Source organism: Myxococcus sp. MxC21-1 (genome assembly GCF_032612255.1).
Lineage (GTDB): Bacteria > Myxococcota > Myxococcia > Myxococcales > Myxococcaceae > Myxococcus > Myxococcus virescens.
Genome location: NZ_CP123278.1, coordinates 1,938,119 through 1,958,794 on the forward strand (window position 1 = coordinate 1,938,119; position 20,676 = coordinate 1,958,794).

Here is a 20,676-nt window from a genome sequence, read left to right on the forward strand (position 1 = left end):
GCGCGCGGACATGGTGCGTGCGGGCCATTCGCCCAGCGTGCGCCTCTTCGAGGCCGCCGCCTGCGGCGTGCCCATCATCAGTGACGACTGGGCGGGCCTGGAGACCTTCTTCGAGCCGGGGAGGGAGCTCTTCGTCACGCGCTCCGGCGCGGAGACCTTGCGCTACCTCCGGGAAGTCCCCGAGCGGGAACGTCAGGCCATGGGGCAGCGAGCGCGGCAGCGCGTGCTGGCGGAGCACACCGCGGAGCACCGGGCGCGGACGTTGGAGGACTACGTCCTGGAGGCGGAGCGAGGGGGCTAGCGAAGTCTGGGAGAGACAGCACCATGCGGATCGCCATCATCGGAACGGGGTATGTGGGGCTCGTAGCGGGGACCTGCTTCGCGGAGTCAGGGCATGACGTCACCTGCGTGGACCTGGACGCGCGGAAGGTGGAGGTGCTGCGGCGCGGGGAGATTCCGCTTTACGAGCCAGGGCTGGAGGAACTGGTCCGGCGCAACGTCGCCGCACAGCGCCTCCGCTTCACCGAACACCTGCCGGAGGCGGTGTCGCCGGCCCAGGTGGTGTTCATCGCGGTGGGCACGCCCCAGTCGGAGCGGGGAGACGCCGACCTCCAGCACGTGCTCGTCGCCGTGGAACAGATTGGCCGGTCCCTGCGCCACTACACCGTCATCGTGAACAAGAGCACCGTTCCCGTCGGGACGTCGGACCGGGTGCGGTCCGCGGTGGCGCGCACGACGGATGTGGCCTTCGACGTCGTGTCCAACCCGGAGTTCCTCAAGGAAGGCGCCGCGCTGGACGACTTCCTCAAGCCGGACCGGGTCGTCATCGGCACCACGTCCGAGCGGGCCCGGAAGCTGATGGGCGACCTCTATGCCCCCTTCGTGCGGACGGAGAACCCCATCCTCTTCATGGACCCCCACTCCGCGGAGCTCACCAAGTACGCGGCCAACGCCATGCTGGCCACGCGCATCTCGTTCATGAATGACATGGCCCTGCTGTGCGAGCGCGTGGGCGCCAACGTGGACCTGGTGCGCAAGGGCATGGGCGCGGACCGCCGCATCGGCTATGCGTTCCTCTATCCGGGCATCGGCTATGGCGGCAGCTGCTTCCCCAAGGACGTGCGGGCGTTGATGTCCACCGCGCGTGAAGCGGGCCTGGAGCTGGACCTGCTGCGGGCCGTGGAGTCCACCAACACACGGCAGAAGCGCTGTCTGCTCGGCAAGGCGTTGAAGCTCTACGGCAGCCTCGCTGACCACACCTTCGCCGTGTGGGGCCTGGCCTTCAAACCGAAGACGGATGACATGCGGGAGGCGCCCTCCGTGGAGCTCATCGAAGGGTTGCTTGGCAAGGGCGCGCGCGTGCAATGCCATGACCCGGTGGCCAGCCCGGTGGCCCGGCAGTACTTCGGTGACCGGGTGGCGTACGCGCCCACCTGCTACGAGGCCGCCGAGGGCGCGGATGGCATCTTCCTCGTCACGGAATGGAATGAGTTTCGCCGCCCGGACCTCAAGCGGCTCCGGGCATTGATGCGCCGCCCCATCATCTTCGACGGACGCAACGTGCTCGACCCGCGGCTCGCCCGGAGCGAGGGCTTCACCTACATCGGCATCGGGCGCGACTGACGCACGGCTCCGAGTGGCTCTGGCGGGCTTGGGGTGCTATCCCCGCGCATCGCCCCGATGAGCACCGACGCCCCGATTGTCGCCGCGCCCCCCGATGCTTTTCAAAAGCGTCTCGATGGACTGCTCATCGTGGCGCTCGTCGTCTGGGGATTGGCCCAACTGGCGCCTCACCTGGCGCATCCGGCCATCTACATCTGGGACGAGGCGATGCACCAGGCCGCCGCGCGCGGCACGCACGACACCTTCTTCACGCCGCACATCTACAAGGACCCGGTCTTCCCCGCGGACCCGCGCCATTGGTGGGCCGCGCACGTGTGGATGCACAAGCCCACGGGGCCCTTCTGGTTCGGCGCGCTGATGATGCACGTGGTGGGCGTGACGCCGCTGGCGTTGCGGTTGGCCTCGCTCCTGGGGCATCTGGCCGCGGCGGTGTCCATCTATCTCATCGCGCGCAGGCCCGCCGGGCGCTTCTGGGCCGTGCTGGGGGCGGCGGGCTTCCTCGCCATGCCCTTTGGCTGGCAGCTCGTCCAGGGGCGCATCTTCGGCGATGTGACGGATTGCACCCTGACGGGCTGCAACGCCATCGCGGTGGCGCTCCTGTTCCACGCCACGCGCCAGGACTCCTGGCGGTGGGGGCTGGCGGCAGGGGCGGCCGTGGGGCTGGGCTTCCTTTGCAAGACGGGGCTCGCGCTGACGCCCCTGGGCATCGCGGCGACGCTGTGGGCGCTCAGCCGGCTGCGCTTCTGTCCGGGGCCGAGGTTCAGCACGGTGGTGGCCATGGTGGGCATGGCCGTGCTCCTGGCCGCGCCATGGAGCTTCTACTCCGCATGGCGCTGGCCGGAGCTGCATGACTTGGAGGCGCGGGTGACGCGCGCCCACCTCTTCGCCGACCCGACGGTGGACGTGGGGCCCTGGCACCGGCCGGTGGATGCCCTCCTGAACGAGGTCAACACCCAGAGCCTGGCGCCGCTGCCCGCGGTGTTGCCGCTGCTCGCCTTCGTGTGGCTGCTGGTGCGCGCGGTGCGCCGGCGGGAACTGGAGGTGGTGGGGCTCGCGTTGTGGGTGGGGGCCACCTGGCTCGTGTTGTCACTGAGCGTGGTGAAGGTCCCCGCCATTGCCTGGGGGCGGTGCCCGCCGTCCTGGCAGCGTTGGCCATCACGGGCGCGGATGCCAGACGCCATCCCGCGCTCGCGGCGGCGCTCCTGGCGGCGGTCGCCACGCCGTGGTTCGTCAAGCACCTGCCGGTGCTCGGTGATGTCCGCGCCGTGCTCCCCACGGTGCTGGTGCAGACGCGCGCCCGGCCCGGGCTCGCCGAGGGACTGGTCGTGGCCGCCGCGGCGGCGCTGCTCGCCGCGCTCGTGTGCTGGCGCCTGCCGCGGAAGCTGTCCTGGGCGCCCCAGGGGCTGGGGCTCCTGGCCTCGGGCGTGCTCGCGTGGCTGCTGGCCGTCACCTTCCCAGTGGCGAAGGCAGACTACCAGGCCAGGCATCTGGACGACCTGTACGTCACCTACTCCCGCGAGGTGGGGCGCGCGCTCGACCAGCAGACGCCGGCGCGCAGTGTCCTCTTCCTCGCGCAGGACTCGGACGTGCCCAACTCCATGGAGTACCTGAGCCTCATGTTCTGGAGCAACCGCATGACGTACCGGCGGCCGCCCGACGTCGTGAGTGCTCGCAAGCACGGCTATCACCCCTACCTCGTCTCGCCGCTCGCGGAGCGCTATGCCCCCGTCCCCGGTGTGCCTCCGGATGCCGCGCTGCGCGCCTATGACCTGGAGGCACCCCGGTCCGAACCCGCGCCACTCCCTGATGGGGTCATGCCGTTGGCCTTCCGTGAGAAGGACATGGAGGTGCTGGGCGTCGCGGCGGGCCACGCGGGTGGGGGCCGTGACCGGTATGCCTTCTACGTCCGCGCCCATGGCGTGCCTCGCGCGCTGCGCGTCGTCTTCCACGGACCGGGCGGAAGCGTGGAGCGCATGCTGGAGCCCGGCGCCGCGCTGCGACAGCCCGCCACGCTGCGGCGCGCCAGCTGGTTCATCGTGCCCGTGCTGGGGCCTCCCAGCGCCGGCGTGACGCATCTGGAGCTGGGCGCCAATGGCCAGCGGGTGACGTTCTCCCGTCCGGGTGCCTGAGGAAAAAGCGTCGCAAAGCCCCGTGGGGCCAATGCCTGTCGGGTGCAGGGAACTTCACTGCCGAGGCATCTCGCGGGACATGGGAAGCGTTCGCCCAGGTCAGCAGGGCGTGCGGACGGTCGCGGGTGAGGCAATTACCCTCCTCGCGGAGCCCTGATGTTGCTTCAGGTCCACCGTCGCGCTCCCCACTGTGGGACGCGTTTTTCCATCATGCGAGAGGAAGGGCGTAACACCTACCTCCCATGGGGAATCCTTGTGTCAGGGGCTTGTCGCCCCGCGTCTTCCCAGACGTGGCACAAACGGTGAAATCCGCCGCGTCCGAGCCTGGTGCTCATGAACGAGGTCGGAACCATGCGGATGAAGCAGAAGCAGCAGTGGGTTGCCGCGGTTTGTGCGGTGGTGGTGGGCGGAAGCGGCGTCGCGAATGCCCACGACCTGATTTGCGAAAAGAAGGTCAATGGTCAGTCGGTGGTGGTCGCGGACGATTATCCCTACACCGCGAACTACAGCTTCAAGGTCACCAACGTCCACCCGACGTTGCCGTCCATCTTGTTGACGGCGACCGATGACGTGCTGTCGAGCGAGGGCTTCACGTTCTCTCCGCCGCCGCCGGTGAGCATTCCTGTCAGTGGCTCGCTGACGTCGAACTTCGCGCTGCAAATCGGCAGCTACGACGAGTGCGTGACCATTGCCGCGCAGGATGGCGTGGCGGACAACCACATCGACAACACGTTCAGGGTGACGTTCGACCTGGGCTCGGCCATGTGCTCGGCGCGCCTGACGTGCGAGCGGGAAGAGCCGCCTCCCGTCGAGTGCACCGGCCCGACGCGGACGCTCGGTTTCTACAAGAACCGCATCCTGACGGTCACGCAGTGCCTGGCGCAGGGGCCCATCAACCTGGGTGCCATCGGGACCATCACCACGCTGCCCGAAGCGGAAGGCATCCTGTGGGGCGACCCGGCCATGTACCCGGCGGGAGGGATGCGCAGCCAGCTGGACCGGCTCCGCTTCCTGCTCGCGCGCCAGACGCTGGTGGGCATCTGCAACCAGCGCCTGTTCGGCGCGACGCCCGACCCGACGACGCTCCTCACGGATGCGGTTGCCGCCCTGAACACCACCCAGTGTGATGTCATCTCGGGCCTCATCGACCCCGTGGACGCCTTCAACAACGGTTGCGACTCGCTCCCGCTCCCGCCCGGCTTCATCCCCGGTCCGTCGACGCCCCAGGCCGCGGAGGCGATCGCCGTCGACCCGACCTCCAACTCCGGCCAGAGCTGCTCGCCCTGAGCCGTTCCCAACTCAATCCAAGACACCCTTCAAATCTCAAGGAAAGACACGCCATGAAGAAAATCATGTTGTCCACGTGTGTTTGCGCGGCCCTCGCCCTGACGGCCTGCGGTGGGGGCAGTGAGCGGCTCGACTCCGTCCAGGGCGAGCCACCCGCTCCGTCCGGTCCGGTCCAGACGGAGGACGGGCAGCGCTTCGAGCTGCGGCTCCGCGGCTCGGCGGCGGAAGGCTACGACAAGCTGGAGCTCCCCATCGGTGCTGTTCGCGTCACCGCGGACGGGGCCCCGCTCAAGGTGGAGTTGGCGAAAGACAGCGTGGATGTGGCCCAGGCCGACCACGCGCACCTGGTGGCCTACTTCTACGTGCCGGAAGGCGTGGAGCGCGTCCGCGTGACGCTCCAACTGGAGGGCTCGGCGGCTATGCCCGGGCGGAGGGCGCCGGCTTCGTCGACGCCAGCGTCGCTCCGGTGACCTTCGAGGCGCCCGTGCACGAGCTGGCGCTGCGTGGCCGCGCGGTGGTGCAGCTCGACGTGGCTCGCTCCATCATGGACATGGGGAGCCACCGCCTGCTGCTCCCGAACGGCGTGGTCAACTACTGAGTCACGACACCCCACCCAGTCACCCCACCTGCCGAATCGCTTGACTGGCCGCGTCTCACGCCACAGATGAAGTGGCATGAGACGCGACAGTCGGCTCTCCGTCGCCTTGCATGTCCTCCTTCACATGGAGGACATGGTCACCTCTGGAGCACACCCATGGCTGACATCACGCATCGAACCGTGAAGACGAATGGCATCAACCTGCACATCGCGGAGGCGGGTTCGGGGCCGCTCGTGGTGCTCCTGCACGGTTGGCCGGAGTCCTGGTACTCGTGGCGCCATCAGCTTCCGGCGTTGGCGGAGGCGGGGTACCACGTGGTGGCTCCAGACGTCCGTGGCTACGGCCAGAGCGACAAGCCGGAGGCCATCGAGGCGTACAGCATGAAGCAACTGGTGGGTGATGTGGTGGGCCTGCTGGATGCGCTGGGGGAGAAGACGGCCGTCGTCATCGGCCACGACTGGGGCTCGGCGATCGCCTGGAACTGTGCCGCCCTGCATCCCGACCGCTTCCGCGCGGTGGTGGGAATGAGCGTTCCCCATCTGGGCCGCGCGCCCATGCCGCCGATTCAACTGTTCCAGCGCATGTTCGCTGAGAAGTGGTTCTACATCCTCTATTTCCAGGAGCCCGGCGTGGCCGAGGCCGAGTTCGAGGCGGACGTCCCGAGAACGGTCCGGGCGATTCTCACGGGCACCCCCGGCTTCGATGTGACGAATCCCGTCGTGCTGGCGAAGAAGAAGGGGGAAGGCTTCCTCGCGAGGCTCGACGTACCTGAGACCTTGCCCGGCTGGCTCACCGAGGCGGACGTCGCGTACTTCGCGAAGGAGCTCGCCGGCAGTGGATTCCGGGGCGGGCTCAATCGCTACCGCAACATGGACCGGGACTGGCACGAACTGCCTGAGCTGGCGACGGCGGTCATCCCGCAGCCGGCCCTCTACATCGTCGGAGAGAAGGACCCGGTGCGTGCCTTCTCGCCCGTTGACCCGATGAAGGCCCTGGTGCCGAACCTGGCCGACATCCACGTCGTTCCCGGCGCGGGGCATTGGGTTCAGCAGGAGCGCGCCGCCGAGGTGAGCGCCGCGCTGCTGGCCTTCCTGAAGAAGCTGCCGGCCTGAGCCGCGCGCCCTCCGAAGGTGTGCTGCTTGGAGGGCGGCGCGACTGTGCTGCAATCCCTCTCAACCCGTGGCGGCGTGAGCGGGATGAAGTATAGGTGAGCGTCGATACAACGGAGGTCGCGCTCATGGTGATTCCAGGGAAGTGCCACTGCGGGAATCTGTCCTTCACGCTCGTCTGGGAGCCGAGCCCGGACGAGATTCCCGCACGGGCCTGTGGTTGTTCGTTCTGCACCCGGCACGTGGCGGTCTGGACGTCTCATCCAGGGGGGACACTCAAAATCTCGGTCCAGGAGCCGTCACAGGTCTCCCGATATGTCTTCGGCACGCGGACCGCGGAGTTCCACACCTGTGGCCGGTGCGGCGTCGTTCCCGTGGTGACCAGCCGCATCGACGGCCAGCTCTACGCGGTCGTCAACGTCAACGCGTTCGAGGGTATCGACCCGGCGCGGATTCGCCGCAGCTCGGGCAGCTTCGACGACGAGGATGCCGCGACGCGGCTCGCGCGCCGGAAGCGCAACTGGATTGCCAACGTGGAGATTCTGGAGTCGCCGCGTCCCTGAGCGCCACAGCCGGGCGGCCGGGATATGGTGCCGCCCATGCGCAGCGCGTCTGGCAGTGCGACGAAATTCGTCGCGGCGGTGGGTGTCGCGGGGGCGGTGGGATACCTCCTCGCGCTGGACGTGGCCCGTGCGGACGTCCGGGTGGCCGCGAAGGCGCTGCCCATGCTCTGTTTGCTCCTGTGGCAGTGGCCGCCGCTCGGACGCTACGGGCGGTGGATATTCGCCGGCCTGGCGCTGTCGCTGCTGGGAGACGTGCTGCTGGACGTGGGGCCAGGGCTGTTCCTCCCGGGCCTGGGGGCCTTCCTGCTGGCGCACGTGAGCTACGTCGCAGCGTACGTCACGGTGTCGCGCCAGCCGCGGTGGGGCAGGGCGCTGCCCTTCGTGTTCCTGGCGGTGGGGGCCAGCACCTTTCTCTGGCCCCACCTGGGCGAGATGGCGCTCCCGGTGACGGCCTACGTCGCCGTCATCTGTGCGATGACATGGCGTGCGTGGGCCATGCTGGGGAGCCCGGGGCTTTCGCGTCGCGCGCAGGGGTTCGCGCTCGCGGGGGCGCTGCTGTTCGCCGTCAGTGACGGACTGCTGGCGCTCAAGCTCTTCGTGCGCCCGCTGCCGGGCTCCGGCTACGCCATCATGCTGTGTTACTGGGCCGCGCAGTGGTGCATCGCCGTCTCCGCTCGCGAGCCCCGCCAGTCTGACGCGCCGCGAACCCTTCAGGCCGAAGGGGTGGGCTCTAGCGCCTGACGTGCGCGTTGGTACACCTCGAGGTCCCTGTCGCTGAATAGCACCACGGTGACGCGCTGGAGGGTCGGCATGCGTTGCAGCGCGGCCAGAATCTCGCGCAAGGCGATTCGCGCCGCCCGCTCGATGGGGTACCCATAGGCGCCCGTGGAGATGGACGGGAAGGCGATGGTGCCAAGGCCGTGCTGTTCCATCAGGGAGAAGGCCCGCCGGTAGCAGCGCGCGAGCACGGTCTCCTCGCCGCTGCTTCCTCCTTGCCACACGGGCCCCACGGCGTGGATGACATGCTTGGCGGGGAGGGCATGGCCTCCGGTGATGCGCGCTTCTCCTGGAGGGCAACGTCCCAGGGGCCGGCATTCGGCCAGGAGGCCGCGCCCCGCCGCTCGGTGGATGGCCCCGTCGACGCCTCCGCCTCCCAACAGTGTGGAGTTGGCTGCGTTCACAATCGCATCCGCTTGGACCTGGGTGATGTCTCCCCGCATCAGCACCAATCGCTCATCGCTCATGTCATCCCCTCTTCCTGGTTCAACTCCTGGCGCACGTCCCGTGTCGGGTCCGCGGGACGTCGGTCTATCCTGCGCCCATGTCCAATCCACTCCGAGACACGCTCCTGGGACAACTCGACATCGCCTGGGCACTCACCCTCTATCACCTGGAGGGATTGACCACGGAGGACTGCCTGCGCCGTCCCGCGTCCGTGGGCCTCCATGTCCAGCAGGGCCCGGATGGAAAGTGGCATGTCGAGTGGCCCGAGCATGAAGGTTACGACCTGGGGCCGGCGAGTGTGGCCTGGCTCACGTGGCACCTGGGGTTCTGGTGGTCCATGGTTCACAACCACTCGTTCGGGGATGCCACCCTGACGCGGGAGCAGGTGGAGTGGCCGGGTACCGCGGACGCCGTGCGCGACTTGATTTCGCGGCGGTACACGGAGTGGCGCGCCGCCATCGAGCAACTCAGCGACGAGGACCTCCGCTCCACGGAGCGCACGCGTTGGTCGCTGCAAGGCAAGCCCTTCGGGGACATCGTGGCCTGGGTCAACCTGGAGTTGATGAAGAACGCGGCGGAGATTGGCTACGCGCGCTTCGTCCTGGCCGTTGCGCCCCGGCCGCCAGGGTAACGTGCCGCAGGGGGCGCGGAGGCACACACCCCTGAATCGCGGGCGCCCGTTACGGCTTCTGGGCGTCCACGACCTCGACGTTGCGGAAGTTCTCGCAGGGTTGCTTGAGGCCCAGCACGTACTTCATCGAGCTCAGCTCCAGCTTCAGCTTGGCCCAGAGCTTGCGCGGCAGGCTCGGGCGCACGGGCTCGGGCGCCGCGAGAACGAACGCGTTCAGGTCCAGGTAGTGCGTCGCCGTGCGCCCCATGCCCTCGAAGTCGTGCTCCAGCCCCTGGGTGAGCTGGCGGAGCTCCGGCGCGAGCCCCTGGTGCACGGCGTCGGTCATCAGGACGTACTCCGTGACGGGGACGTCGTTCTTCAGCATCCGGTGCACCAGGATGACGTCCACGCCCGCCAGCTCGGTGAGGTGCTTCACGCGCTGGAAGGCGACCTCACCGGCGTGGGCCACGAACTTGAGCGTCAGGGAGCTGACCTGCATGCAGCCGTCGCACTTGCACATGCGGTCGGCGATGAACTGCTCTCGCCGTGAAACGAAGGCGCGGCGGATGTCCGCGACCTTCCGGGCGAAGCCGGGAAAATCGTCGCCCACGGCGTAGAAGAACGCCGCGTCTCCTTCGAGCTTGGCGAGCTTGAGCGGGCCCGAGGCGTCAATGACGGCCTCGAGCAGCTGCGCCACCGTCTCCTGCGCGTGCGCAAGGCTGAAGCGGTGGTGACTCATGAAGCGGGTGTAACCGCCGATATCCGCGATGAGCAGAAGCGCCTTCTCGATCGCCATGCGGCGGCCACCCTAACACAGTGTCCGGAAGTTGACGCGAACAAGATGCTGAAGCCCGTCCACCCGGAGCGGCTCGCGCGGACGCTGGCGCGGCTTGCGGTCCGGGAGCAGGGAAGGCCCGAGCCCGCGCCCTGCCCGACTCCAGGACGGGGCGGGTGTCGTGTTCCCAGCGAACGCTTTCAGCAAAGCGGGTTTCTGGCAGGGGTGTGTTGCCAGGAATTGCCATTCAATTCTATCTCACGCTCGCTCATCTAGACCGAATGGGTGCACGAGGGCTTCTCCGCAGGAGTCTGGGTGCGTGTGTCTTTACTTGTCGCACGTGCAGTCGCACAACCAAAGGGAGCCGGTCGATGAATGTCATCAAGACGCCTGAGGTATCCACGAAGGAAGGCAAGGTGCAGGGCCTGGTCGAGGGGAAGATTTCTGTCTTCAGGGGCATTCCCTACGCGAAGCCTCCCACGGGAGCGCTGCGTTGGAAGGCGCCCGAGCGCGCCACTCCATGGCCCGGTGTCCACGAGGCCTTCAACTTCGGCTTCTCCGCGCACCAGTCCCGTCAGGCCTGCATCGAGGCCGGCGGTGGCGACCCCGGTGAGATGCACGAGGATTGTCTCTTCCTCAATGTGTGGACGCCCAAGCTGGATGCGGGCGCGAAGCTGCCGGTGGTGTTCTGGATTCACGGCGGTGCCTTCGTCATCGGCTCGGGCCGCCTGCCGCCCTATGAAGGGATTCATCTGGCGTCGCGCGACGTGGTGCTGGTGACCTTCAACTACCGCCTGGGGCACCTGGGCTTCTTCATGCATCCGGCGCTGGAGAAGGAGAATCCGGGTGGGCCAGCGAACTTCGGCCTGCTGGACCAGATGCTGGCGCTGGAATGGGTGCGCGACAACATCGCGCGGTTCGGCGGCGACCCCGGCAACGTCACCGTGATGGGACAGTCGGCGGGCGCCAAGAGCGTCCTGTCGCTCTTCACGTCGCCGCAGGTGCGGGAGAAGAACCTCTTCCGCCGGGGCGTGGCCATGAGCGCGTACGTGCTCCAGGAGAAGCCCCTGGCGGACGCGCGGCTGGCCGGCATGGCCTTCGCGTGGAGGAATGGGCTGGACCGGCTGCTGGCCACCATGAAGGAACTGCGCGAGCTGGCGCCGGAGAAGTTCTGGATGCTCCCCGCGGACACCGCGAACGCGCCCAGTCCCATCTACGGAGACTCCGTCCTTCCCGAGCCCATCCGCGAGACCTTCGCGCGAGGAGAGCAACTCTCCCTGCCGCTCATCCTTGGCAGCACGAGTGACGACTCCAGCGTGGTGTCCTCGTTCGGAATCGACCCCGCCACCATCCTTGAACGCCTGGGCGCCTTCGCCGAGTCCATCCGCCAGCTCTACCCTGACGTAAACGATGACCGGGAGATTGGCCGGCGGATGTGCCGCGACTTCGTCTTCACGGTCATGCCCCGCTTGCTGGCCACCCGCCACGCGGAGCGCGGCGCCGCGGTGTGGCGCTACTACTTCGAGTACCGCGCGAAGATGCTCGCCCCCCGGCAGCGTCTGGGGGTGCCTCATGGGGGCGAGGTGCCCTACTTCCTGGAGACGGCCGCGGACGTGCCACCCGCCGGAGAGTTGTTCACGGAGGAGGACCGGACGTTCATGCGTCACCTGGTGGATTCACTGGTCCAGTTCGCGCGCACGGGCGCGCCCGGGCCCGTGGCCCAGGTGCGCTGGGAGGGGCACACGGAGACGCAAGACAGGCTGCTGAGGCTGGATGTCTCACCCCAGGGGGTGACGGACTTCGAGCGCGACATCCTGCAAGCCGCCGAAAACCTCATGCCCTTCCTGGACAGCCTTGCCAAGCCGCCTCCGCCGAAGCTGCCTCGCGCCACCTCGTCCGCAGCCACCGCGAGCAGCAACACGCGGCCGGAAAGCCGCCCATAGTCAGATAGTCAGGGGTGTGAAAGACCCGGTGGTGTGTCGCATCACACCGCCGGGCTGCTTCATGTCGCCGTCGTCACTTCGGCCCGCGGCTCCAATGACAAGTCATCAACGCTCCGTCCCATTCCAAAGTGTGGCGGAGATGTAATGAAACAGGCATGTCGCAAAGTGTGAGCGTCTCCGAAAGCGGTGGCGCTTCAACCAGGGCGGGGCTGGTAGATGGGGAAGATCGTGTGTTACTGTTTTTGAAGCGTGAGGCGGCTATTCGCACTTTGCTGCTTTGCGTCTTCCCCAGATACCCGAGGTCTCCATGATGTCAGTGAAGGTCATGCGGCGGTGGTCGACGGTTGGCGCGATGTCGTTGCTGGTCGGTTGCGGTCCGGAGATGGTCGAGGAGCAGGCGGAGTCGGTGGCGCCGGCGACCATCGAGCAGGACATCGTCGGTGGCACCACCACGACCATCAATGAGAATCCGTGGCAGGTGTCCCTGCGGTACGGCGGCCACTGGTGCGGTGGCTCCATCCTCAACAAGGATTGGATTCTGACCGCGGCGCACTGTGTGGATGGCTACGCCGTCAGCAGCATCGTGGCGGGCTCCACCTCGAGCTCGAACACGAGCACGGGCCAGACGCGCAACGTGGCGCAGACCATCATTCATGAAGATTACGGCGCTTCCGGCAACGACGTTGCCCTGCTCCGACTGGCCACGTCGCTGGACCTCAATGGCACCACCGTCGCGGCCATTCCCCGCGTCTCGGCGGCGGATGCCGCGAGCGGCGCCACCGACCCGGCCGTGGTCGCGCGCGTGACGGGCTGGGGTGCGACCTCCTCCGGTGGTTCGGGGTCCGCCACCCTGCGCACGGTGGACGTCAACGTGATTTCGAACACGGAGGCGCAGCAAAGCTACCCCAATGAGTACATTGGCCCGGATCAGATTGGCGCCAAGGCGCCGGGCAAGGACTCGTGCCAGGGCGACAGCGGTGGTCCGCTCACCGTCGTTCACAATGGCACCCGCAAGCTCGCGGGCGTCGTGAGCTGGGGCTACGGCTGCGCCGACGCGCGCTACCCGGGCATGTATGCGCGCGTGTCGTACTTCGAGAGTTGGATCGACTCCAAGCTCAGTGGGACGACCCCGCCGCCCGGCACCACGCTGCTTGCCCAGACGAACCTGTCCGGTTCGTCCAGCACCTGGAAGCACTTCGCCATCACGGTCCCCAGCGGCACGACGTCGCTCAAGGTGACGCAGTCGGGGGGCTCGGGTGACGCGGACCTCTATGTGCGCAGCGGCTCGCAGCCCACCACCAGCGCCTACAACTGCCGGCCCTATCTGTCCGGCAACGAGGAGACCTGCAACTTCTCCAACCCCCAGGCTGGCACCTGGTACGTGTCCGTGCGCGGCTATTCGTCCTACTCGGGCGTGTCCGTGACGGCCACGATTCCGTAATCACGCGCAGGCTCGCGGGTGACGTCCCGTTGAAACCCCCAGGCCCCATGGACGGGCCTGGGGTGCTTCAATGCGGAATCACTCCGACCAGTGCTGCTCCGACAGGATGCGGTATCCGGTCACCGTGTCGACGTAGAACTTGACCTGGATGCCGCCCCACGGGCCCTTCTCGTAGCTGATGAAGCAGCCCTTGAAGGTGCGCCCGGCGGTGCGCGCCTGCAGCTCCGCCAGACCGTCGGTGTGGAGCGGCTCCGGCAGCGGCTCGTTGCGGTCCGCGTAGCCGACCGTGCTCTCAATCTCGTTGTAGACCTCGGTGCCCGTGGCCAGCTCGGGGCGGACCGTCCAGACCTGGCCCGCGGGGAAGAGGCTGGGGTCGATGCCGAAGCACTGCGCGCTGTCGAACTCGCCGTTGCCGTGGGCGCCGTCAATCACGTCCTGGATGTCGAAGTCCTGGCTCAGGCGGGACGTCCACAGGCTCTCCTCCTGCGCGTTGATCACGGCGATGAGCGCCGTCAGGGCGTAGCCCTGCGTGGCCGCGTTGCGGAGGTTGCGCAGGCTGACCGTGCCGATGCCAGTCACCTCGGAGATGGCCTCCGCCGACGTGAAGGGCCGCAGGTTGAGGAGGTTCGTCGCGCCGTTCCACGCGTACGGCAGGACGGCGTACAACGCGCTGCTGTCGATGGTGTTCACCAGGTTGACCAAGGCCGCCGCGTCATCGGTGGAGAGCGCGAGCTCGTCCAGGATGCCGGCGCAGGTGCTGGTGATGTAGCCCAGCGCGCGGGCGCCACCCTCGATTTGAGTCAGGCGCACCGGACCGACACCCCGGACACCGGACACCTGCGCCAACGTGGAGAAGGGCGCCGTCGCGCGGTAGCCGACGAGGTTCTGGGCGACGTCACTGGGGAGGTACGCGTCGAGCGTGGACAGGGACGCCGTGTTGACGAAGGTGAGCAGGCCCTGACACTCCGGGGCCACGTCCACGTCCGTGGTGGTGAGCGGCGCGTCCTGGTGCTCCGTGGACGAAGAAGACGGCTCGGATTCGGAGCCGGTGGGACCACATCCGACCATCAGGCTCGCGGAGAGAAGGGCTGGAACAAGACGACGCATCGAGGATTCCTCCTGGGGTACGGCGGGGGAGGAGGCTCCATACACCAGACCCCTGACTCGCCCTGCATCCTGGGATTGCTGGCTGCTGACTTCGCTCATGGGCCGGGTTATGCCGCGTCCACCAGCCCGCTCGAAATGTCATGGTGCTGGAGAGAGGCGACACGCGTGTCGAACCGGTCCGAAGAAGTCGAGCGATTCATGCAGGAGCTCGAACATGCCCGGAAGGACGAAGTCGAAAGCCTGCGCACCGCCATCCTGGCCGCCCATCCCGGCATCGCGGAGCGCATCAAATGGAACGCGCCAAGCTTCTGCTTCAAGGACGATGACCGGGTGACATTCAAGCTGAAGCCCAAGGACTGCGTTCAGCTCATCTTCCACCGGGGCGCGAAGGTGAAGGCGACGCAAGGCTTCTCCTTCGAGGACACCAGCGGCCTGCTTCAGTGGGCCGCCCCGGACCGCGCCATCGTCACGCTTCGCGACCTGGCGGAGGTGAAGGCGAAGAAGAAGGCGCTGTGCCAGGTCGTGGTCCAGTGGATGGAAGCGACCTCGCAGTAAGCGCTCTGGTGTGGGGGCCTGGTCGGATGGGGTGTACCCGTACATCCCGCACGAGCCCCAGCCGGCGAAGCCCTCGGATGGCCCACCACCCCAGGTCCAGCTCGTGCGCCCTCTGGCCCATGCGCGCGGAGTTTGGGAAGGCGTGGTGGTTGTTGTGGAAGCCCTCGCCGAACGACAGCACGCCAAGCACCCAGATGTTCGTACCGCTCTCCGCCGCGCCCGGCAGGGCGTAGCGCCGCTCTCCCCAGACATGGGCCGCGTAGCCCACGGCCCAGTGTCCGAGAATGCCGGCGGCCGTGCGGGCGCAAACGCAGAGGGCCACGGCCTCGGAGCCCAGCACCGCGAGCACCACCCCCGCCAGCCCGAGCACGTGGAGCGGCCACGTGCGCTCCAGGAAGCGCAGCCACGGGTCCGTCAATACGTCTGGAGGAAGCCGCGCCAGGGCCCGGTCATCCGCGGCCTCGAAGCGCAGGTGCAGGTTCCAGCCGAAGTCGCGGGCCATCGAGTGCTCATAGGCGAAGTAGCGCGGACAGTCGGGGCGGTTCTGCCAGTAGTCGCGCACCGCGTGCAGGCGTGCCCACGACAGGGGGCCGCCGAGCCCGCTCAGCACGAACAGGTACGCGAGCACGCCGCGGGTGAGAGGGCCCGCCTCGTAGGTGCGGTGGATGACGCCGCGATGCAGGCCCACCGAGTGTCCCAGGCAGAGCGTCGCGAAGGTGAGCAGGAGCGACACCGCCACCGTGGTGGGCGTCGCCGCCGCGAGCCCCACGGTGACGCCGGGGATGAGCATGCCCCAGAGCCACAGCGTCCGCGCCGCATCGAAGCGCAAGCGGCCCACCTCGGGCGGCACCAGGAATGCGGTGCTCGCGCGCGGCTCGCCTGCGCCTTTCCCGTGCAGGGAGAGCTCGGGATGTCCCAGCGTCGCGGTATTCATCGCGTCACCTTTTCCGCCTGGGCACGCGCCGGTTCGCCGAAGAGCGCCTGCCGGCAGAGGGCGTCCGCGCCCAGGACCATGCTTCCGGCACCGGGCAGCCGGAGCAGGAGTGATGCAGGGGGCAGCAGGCCCGCCAGCATCGACACCAGGCCCTCGGTGGCGCGCTGACGTGGGCTCTTGTCGAGCAGCCACCACAGCACCACGGCCAGGTGAGCGACGTAGAGCAGCCGGCCCAGTGCATGGGCCACCGTGGCGTTGCTCGGGACGTCCGTGGCGCCTGCCACGGCGTCTTCAAAGACCGCCTGGACCCGCTGCCGGGAGAACGCCGTCTGCGGCGCGAACAGGCCGTCCTCTTCTCCGCCCACGAGCACGGGAATCAGCGCCTTGAGCACCTCGTGGTGCGGCCCGAGCACGCCAAGGCTGGCCCGGAGCGCGAACAGGAAGCGCTCCCGCCAGGAACCGGCGGGCAACGCCTCGGCGCGCGCCGCATACGCCGAGGACAACTCGTCGTACAGCGCCAGGACAATGGCGCGCTTGCTGGGAAAGTACCGGTACAGCAGGCCAACGCTCACCCCCGCCTCCTTGGCGATGTCCCGCAGATGGGTGGCCTCGTAACCCCGCGCGGAGATGAACCCCAGCGCGGTCGCATACAGCCGCTGGCGCGTCTCGTGGCCCTGCTCCGTCCGGCCCCGGGGGCGTCCCCGCTTGGGCCCGCCAGTCGCTCCGGCCTTGTTCCGCGTCGCCATGGCCTCCCCCCCTTTTTTCGGTGAACGCGTTTACCGAAAAGATGCCCGGGGCGAAGGGCGAGCGCAAGCGAATCGTGAAGCTGCCTGTCGCCGGCAATGGCAGCTGCGTTGCTCGCATCACGCACTCCGCCCCCTCGTCCGTCGTCAACGCGCTGGTGGGGCCATTGAGGTCGGTGGCCACGAAGCCGGGGTTGACGACACGGACGACGATTCCGTCGTCGCGCAGCTCATGGGCGAACCCGACAGCCAGCGCATTCAGTGCCGTCTTCGACGCGCTGTAGGCAAAGGCCGGCCAGTGGGACACCCCCTGGCTGCGGGCCAGCTGGCAAGGGAGCTGGAGTGCAGCGCCCTGCCCGGCGTGGTGGCGACGCTGGAGCAATTCGTCGAGCAGCATTCACGTCCTTGGGGACGCGCGTCTTCGAAGGGGGCTTGTGGGCGGGTGAAGGTGCGTCCCTTGCCCCACGTCCGCGCCATCTCGCATTCTTGGGTGGAGGGAATCCGGAATGCCGCCGCGTCAGAGATTGAGGCTCTGAGAGGGGCTGATGTCATTTCATGCTCCAGTCGGGAAGTCGCAGCGGACTGGATGCTTCTGCACGGAGTCTGTTTGTCTTGTCTGGTTTGAAATGACGCAGGGGTGGCGCGGGAACGTCAGGAACCTCGATTCGGTCCAATGAACAGGAGGCCGGTGGCTCGCGGCCTTCTTGTCTGGATTGAGCCTGGGAGGATTCCATGAAGAATGGCCATGGACGTTGGTTTGCGTGGATTGCCGGCGTGGTGCTGCTGGTGGGATGCGGACCCGCCGACGGAGAGGAAACGCCGCCGGGCGAACCGGTCGAGGAGGAATCCTCCCCGCCAGGGATTCCCGCTGAGTATCTCAGTGAGGGCGAAGTCGAGAGTGCCGCCATCTGTTGCAACGTCAAATGCAGCGGGACCTGGTACGGCCCCTTTCCCTCCATCAAGTACGACCTGTGCGCGAAGTACGGCAGGTACTACTGCCCGCAGAAGAAGCTCACCTATCAAGGGCACGCCTGGCGGAACTGCTAGCCATTGGCAGTGTGCAAGGACACGTGAGGGCTGAAGCCATGAGAAATCAAATGAAGAGCATGTTGCCGCTGTGGATGGGGGCGCTGTTGGCCATGGGCTGTGGTGGTCCGCTGCCCGAGGAGTCGCAGGAGCCGCAGGAGTCCATCGCCATTCCAGAGCAGTACCTGGAACAGGAGGACCCCAGCGCCGAGGATGGAACGGTCAGCGCCCTCAGGGCCTGCTGCTTCATCCGGTGCTCCGATAACGTCTGGAGAGGTCCCTATCCCAATGTCGTGTATGGCAACTGCCGCAATCACGGAAAGTACCAGTGCGCGAAGCGGGGGCTGGGCTACGCGGGGGCGGATTGGAAGGACTGCTAGCGCGTAGGTCGCGGGGCCTCTCTCCAGTCCAGCAGAGAGGGGAGAGAGGCTTCCGCGGGTTCCGGATGCTCAGGGCATGTGGAGCTTCAGGACGTACAAGAAGTCCCGCTCGGTGCGGCCCCGTCCCAGGACGAGCCCGTCCTTCAGGATGAGAATCTCTTCCATCGCATCCTGGAAGCGGGCCCGGGGTGTGGTGTCCTGTTGCAAGTGGAAGGTGACGGGGCCTTCGCCCAGCGTCTCCCAGTAGCGCCGGGACACGACGTCGTCCGTGGTGACGCTTCCAGCGAGCTCCGTGCGCAGTTCGCCCGTGGCGAGGTCGAAGACGCGTGTGTGCATGTCTTCGGCCAGCGTGACGAGCACCTCGCCGCTCATCGCGACGGAGAAGGGCAGGGACGGGTGGGGAAGCTCATGCAGGCGCGCGCCTGTTCGCACATCGAAGATCCGCACGCACTCATCCAGGCTGCAGGCCGCCACGCGCGTGCCGTCCGCGGAGAGTCCCAGGCTGATGACGGGCTCCTGGCTCACCGTCAGGACCTGCTGGGCGCCGGTGGGGAGCGTGATGAGCACGAGCTCCCCCGACGCTCGGCCCACGGCGATGACGGGCGCGCTGGCCGCCGCCGCATAGGCGGGGGTGGGCTCGACCACCGCTTCGGTGTTGACGATGACCTTGCCGCCCCGGACCTCGTGGACGTACACGCATTCGCTGGCCGCATGTCCCGACACGACACAGGTGCCATCCGGCGTGAAGTCCACCCAGGTGATGGGGCCTCCAGGTCCGCGCAGCCTGTGCAGCAAGGTGCCGTCCGCCACGCGCCAGAGGTGGACCGCGCCCTCTTCGATGGCGGCCGCCAGCAGCTTCCCGTCGGGAGAGAAGGCAATCGGAAGTTTGTTGACGAGGAGCGTCTGGGCCTTCGCGGCCTGTTCGCCAGGGGGCGCCAGCAGGGTGCGCACGGGGGCGAGGCTCCGCGCGTCGAGCAGCAGGATGCCCAGCCGGTAGCGCCGCTCGTGTGAGGACAGCTCGGGTTGGGCCAGCCATGCGCCGTCGGGACTGACCTGCCAGGTCTGCGCGTAGGACGCCGGAGAGCCGGGAGGCAGTGCCGTGGCCTGCCCCTGTGAATCGATGACGCGCGTCTCCGAGTGCAGGCGTGTAATGCCCCATGCCCCTTCGGCATGTCCCCACAGGTTCATGACGCGGTCCTGTTCGGCCAGCAGGGTGGGGCTGGGGTCCGCATCCAGGTCGCGGACATGCGTGCGCCCATTCGCCGCGGTCAGCGCGAAACGCTTGCCGGACGGAAGGAAGGCGGCGCCGCGCTCACGGCCGTCGGAAGGGTAGGGATGCACCCGGAGCACCTCTCCGTTCCTCGCGTCGAGCAGCTCCACCCGGTTGAAGGCAAGGGCGCCCAGCCGTGCGCCTTCGAGCCAGGCGACCTGGGAATAGGGACCCTGGCCCAGCGCTCCGGGCACGCGCGTCCAGCCTGCCGTCTCCACTCGGATGAGGCCGTCCATGGAGGTCAGCACGAGCCAATCGCCATCCGGGCTGAAGGCCACGGACGAGACGGAGGTGGTGCTGTGGATGCGAGCGGTCTGCGTGCCTGTCTCCAGGTCCCAGATGCGCACCGTGTCGTCCGACGCGCCTGAAGCCAGCCACCGGCCGGAGGGATGGAAGGCGACCGTCAACACGGATTGCTCGTGCCCTTCGAGCGTGCGCACCTCCCGGCCCGAGGCCACGTCGAACAGCCGCACCCGCCACCCGAGGTTCGCCGCGGCGAGCCAGCGGCCGTCCGGGCTGAAGGCCACCGACGTCACCTGTCCCTCCTGGCGCGTCATGGCGTGGAGTAGCGCGCCCGTCTCGACGTCCCAGATGCGCGCGTCGTGGTCGCGTGAGCCGGACGCCAGCCGCGTCCCGTCCGGGCTCCAAGCGATACTGCGCACCTCGCCCTCGTGCCCCGTTAGTTGGCGGATGAGCGTCCCGGTGGCCACGTCCCAGATGCGGACGTTCCGCTCGTCCTCCCAGGAGCCCGTGGCGAGCCAGGCGCCCGAAGGACTGAAGGCCGCGCACAGCACCTGGGCGTCGTGCCGCAGGACCTGGTCATCGCCTTCCAGCGCCTCGGGCAGGGGCCGCAGGGATTCGACCCAGGACGCGCCCTCCTGCGCGGTCCACTGCCCCCGCCAGTGCTCCGCGAGCTTCCACAGGTGCGCTTCCGCGTGGCTCCAGGGCCCCGCGTCCGTGGGCGCGAAGTGCGCGGCCGTGTCTGGGGCATCGAACCAGCGCAGGCGGTTGTAAAGGCATTGGAAGAGCGTCTCGGGGTGCGCCCGGAGAAACGCCGCGTCGAGCGCGAGCGCGCGCCGGAGCACCTGCAAGGTCCTGGGGCTGACCGACAGGCTTTCGCTCTTGAGGATGCGTGTATCCGGGGGCGTCCCGGCGAGCACCTCGTCGAAGGTGGCCAGGAGCGCATCCAGGCCTCGCTCCGCCAGGAGCCCCTCAAGGGTGAAGAGTTCGGTCAGCGATTCGAGGGACGGAGAGGTGTGGGGCATTCGCGTCTCGGGTCGTTTGGGCCGACCCTACACCGTGTCAGGCGCCGCGTTCGGCAAGCCTCGCGAGTTTTGTTCCGTGACGGCGCCCCACCC

The 20,676-nt window shown here is 68.0% G+C and carries 23 protein-coding genes and 1 pseudogene; 17 read left to right on the forward strand and 7 right to left on the reverse strand.

Features of this window, described 5'->3' with window-relative positions:
* Nucleotides 1-10 precede the first annotated feature (10 nt).
* The 10 genes from QEG98_RS09155 to QEG98_RS09200 all read left to right on the forward strand — a co-directional run bounded on the left by QEG98_RS09155 (nt 11) and on the right by QEG98_RS09200 (nt 8,051).
* Nucleotides 11-301: a glycosyltransferase gene (locus tag QEG98_RS09155; protein WP_316566434.1), complete on the forward strand. Its 291-nt coding sequence runs from the start codon at nt 11-13 to the stop codon at nt 299-301.
* Nucleotides 302-324: 23 nt separating this feature from the next.
* Nucleotides 325-1,623: a UDP-glucose/GDP-mannose dehydrogenase family protein gene (locus QEG98_RS09160; RefSeq protein ID WP_316566435.1), complete on the forward strand. Its 1,299-nt coding sequence runs from the start codon at nt 325-327 to the stop codon at nt 1,621-1,623.
* A gap of 57 nt (nt 1,624-1,680) precedes the next feature.
* Nucleotides 1,681-3,234, forward strand: coding sequence for an ArnT family glycosyltransferase (locus QEG98_RS09165; RefSeq protein ID WP_316566436.1), 1,554 nt, complete (start codon nt 1,681-1,683; stop codon nt 3,232-3,234).
* Nucleotides 3,210-3,752, forward strand: coding sequence for a hypothetical protein (locus QEG98_RS09170; RefSeq protein WP_316566437.1), 543 nt, complete (start codon nt 3,210-3,212; stop codon nt 3,750-3,752). The genes QEG98_RS09165 and QEG98_RS09170 overlap by 25 nt, the downstream gene beginning before the upstream one ends.
* A gap of 327 nt (nt 3,753-4,079) precedes the next feature.
* Nucleotides 4,080-5,039 carry a hypothetical protein gene (locus tag QEG98_RS09175; protein ID WP_316566438.1) on the forward strand — a complete coding sequence of 320 codons (960 nt, stop codon included), beginning with the start codon at nt 4,080-4,082 and terminating at the stop codon, nt 5,037-5,039.
* 53 nt (nt 5,040-5,092) lie between these two features.
* Nucleotides 5,093-5,509, forward strand: coding sequence for a hypothetical protein (locus tag QEG98_RS09180; protein WP_316566439.1), 417 nt, complete (start codon nt 5,093-5,095; stop codon nt 5,507-5,509).
* Nucleotides 5,506-5,637 carry a hypothetical protein gene (locus QEG98_RS09185; RefSeq protein ID WP_316566440.1) on the forward strand — a complete coding sequence of 44 codons (132 nt, stop codon included), beginning with the start codon at nt 5,506-5,508 and terminating at the stop codon, nt 5,635-5,637. The genes QEG98_RS09180 and QEG98_RS09185 overlap by 4 nt, the downstream gene beginning before the upstream one ends.
* 156 nt (nt 5,638-5,793) lie before the next feature.
* Nucleotides 5,794-6,750 (forward strand): alpha/beta hydrolase, encoded by a 957-nt coding sequence (locus QEG98_RS09190; RefSeq protein WP_316566441.1) that lies wholly within the window; start codon nt 5,794-5,796, stop codon nt 6,748-6,750.
* Between the two features lie 95 nt (nt 6,751-6,845).
* Nucleotides 6,846-7,310: a hypothetical protein gene (locus QEG98_RS09195; RefSeq protein ID WP_316566442.1), complete on the forward strand. Its 465-nt coding sequence runs from the start codon at nt 6,846-6,848 to the stop codon at nt 7,308-7,310.
* Nucleotides 7,311-7,346: 36 nt separating this feature from the next.
* A complete protein-coding gene (locus tag QEG98_RS09200) occupies nt 7,347-8,051 on the forward strand; it encodes a lysoplasmalogenase (protein WP_316566443.1) in 705 nt (234 codons plus the stop codon).
* Here QEG98_RS09200 and QEG98_RS09205 read toward each other — a convergent pair.
* The gene (locus QEG98_RS09205; protein ID WP_316566444.1) at nt 8,021-8,554 is read right to left on the reverse strand and encodes an O-acetyl-ADP-ribose deacetylase; all 534 of its coding nucleotides are present in this window, start codon (nt 8,552-8,554) and stop codon (nt 8,021-8,023) included. The genes QEG98_RS09200 and QEG98_RS09205 overlap by 31 nt on opposite strands.
* 77 nt (nt 8,555-8,631) lie before the next feature.
* On the opposite strand from QEG98_RS09205, the gene QEG98_RS09210 reads away from it, so the two are divergent.
* Nucleotides 8,632-9,165 (forward strand): DinB family protein, encoded by a 534-nt coding sequence (locus QEG98_RS09210; RefSeq protein ID WP_316566445.1) that lies wholly within the window; start codon nt 8,632-8,634, stop codon nt 9,163-9,165.
* Between the two features lie 49 nt (nt 9,166-9,214).
* Here the strand turns inward: QEG98_RS09210 and QEG98_RS09215 are convergent, their stop codons facing one another.
* Complete coding sequence (locus tag QEG98_RS09215) at nt 9,215-9,940, reverse strand: DUF2652 domain-containing protein (protein WP_090484120.1); 726 nt, start codon at nt 9,938-9,940, stop codon at nt 9,215-9,217.
* Between the two features lie 350 nt (nt 9,941-10,290).
* Between QEG98_RS09215 and QEG98_RS09220 the strand changes: the two genes are divergently transcribed.
* Together QEG98_RS09220 and QEG98_RS09225 are read left to right on the forward strand one after the other, a co-directional pair.
* Entirely contained in the window at nt 10,291-11,862 is a 1,572-nt protein-coding gene (locus tag QEG98_RS09220; RefSeq protein ID WP_316566446.1) for a carboxylesterase/lipase family protein, read from the forward strand.
* A gap of 307 nt (nt 11,863-12,169) precedes the next feature.
* Nucleotides 12,170-13,303, forward strand: a complete 1,134-nt coding sequence (locus QEG98_RS09225; RefSeq protein WP_316566447.1) for a trypsin-like serine protease — start codon at nt 12,170-12,172, stop codon at nt 13,301-13,303.
* 78 nt (nt 13,304-13,381) lie between these two features.
* On the opposite strand, the gene QEG98_RS09230 is transcribed toward QEG98_RS09225, so the two are convergent.
* On the reverse strand, nt 13,382-14,410 hold the full coding sequence (locus tag QEG98_RS09230) for a hypothetical protein (RefSeq protein WP_316566448.1): 1,029 nt from the start codon (nt 14,408-14,410) through the stop codon (nt 13,382-13,384).
* 165 nt (nt 14,411-14,575) lie between these two features.
* Between QEG98_RS09230 and QEG98_RS09235 the strand changes: the two genes are divergently transcribed.
* A complete protein-coding gene (locus QEG98_RS09235; protein WP_316566449.1) occupies nt 14,576-14,965 on the forward strand; it encodes a DUF1801 domain-containing protein in 390 nt (129 codons plus the stop codon).
* On the opposite strand, the gene QEG98_RS09240 is transcribed toward QEG98_RS09235, so the two are convergent.
* Both QEG98_RS09240 and QEG98_RS09245 read right to left on the reverse strand, forming a co-directional pair.
* On the reverse strand, nt 14,877-15,899 hold the full coding sequence (locus QEG98_RS09240; protein WP_316566450.1) for an acyl-CoA desaturase: 1,023 nt from the start codon (nt 15,897-15,899) through the stop codon (nt 14,877-14,879). The two genes, QEG98_RS09235 and QEG98_RS09240, sit on opposite strands and share 89 nt — an antisense overlap.
* Nucleotides 15,896-16,645, reverse strand: a complete 750-nt coding sequence (locus QEG98_RS09245) for a TetR/AcrR family transcriptional regulator (RefSeq protein WP_316566451.1) — start codon at nt 16,643-16,645, stop codon at nt 15,896-15,898. The genes QEG98_RS09240 and QEG98_RS09245 overlap by 4 nt, the downstream gene beginning before the upstream one ends.
* A 20-nt stretch (nt 16,646-16,665) precedes the next feature.
* Here QEG98_RS09245 and QEG98_RS09250 point away from each other — a divergent pair, with 20 nt between their 5' ends.
* Nucleotides 16,666-16,926, forward strand: coding sequence for a hypothetical protein (locus QEG98_RS09250; RefSeq protein WP_316566452.1), 261 nt, complete (start codon nt 16,666-16,668; stop codon nt 16,924-16,926).
* Here QEG98_RS09250 and QEG98_RS09255 read toward each other — a convergent pair.
* A pseudogene (locus QEG98_RS09255) lies at nt 16,860-17,039 on the reverse strand (hypothetical protein); the annotation flags it as partial. The gene QEG98_RS09250 and the pseudogene QEG98_RS09255 sit on opposite strands and share 67 nt — an antisense overlap.
* A gap of 335 nt (nt 17,040-17,374) precedes the next feature.
* Between QEG98_RS09255 and QEG98_RS09260 the strand changes: the two are divergent.
* On the forward strand, nt 17,375-17,689 hold the full coding sequence (locus QEG98_RS09260) for a hypothetical protein (RefSeq protein ID WP_316566453.1): 315 nt from the start codon (nt 17,375-17,377) through the stop codon (nt 17,687-17,689).
* 50 nt (nt 17,690-17,739) lie between these two features.
* Entirely contained in the window at nt 17,740-18,048 is a 309-nt protein-coding gene (locus QEG98_RS09265) for a hypothetical protein (protein WP_316566454.1), read from the forward strand.
* 69 nt (nt 18,049-18,117) lie between these two features.
* On the opposite strand, the gene QEG98_RS09270 is transcribed toward QEG98_RS09265, so the two are convergent.
* Complete coding sequence (locus QEG98_RS09270) at nt 18,118-20,583, reverse strand: WD40 repeat domain-containing protein (RefSeq protein WP_316566455.1); 2,466 nt, start codon at nt 20,581-20,583, stop codon at nt 18,118-18,120.
* Nucleotides 20,584-20,676 lie beyond the last annotated feature (93 nt).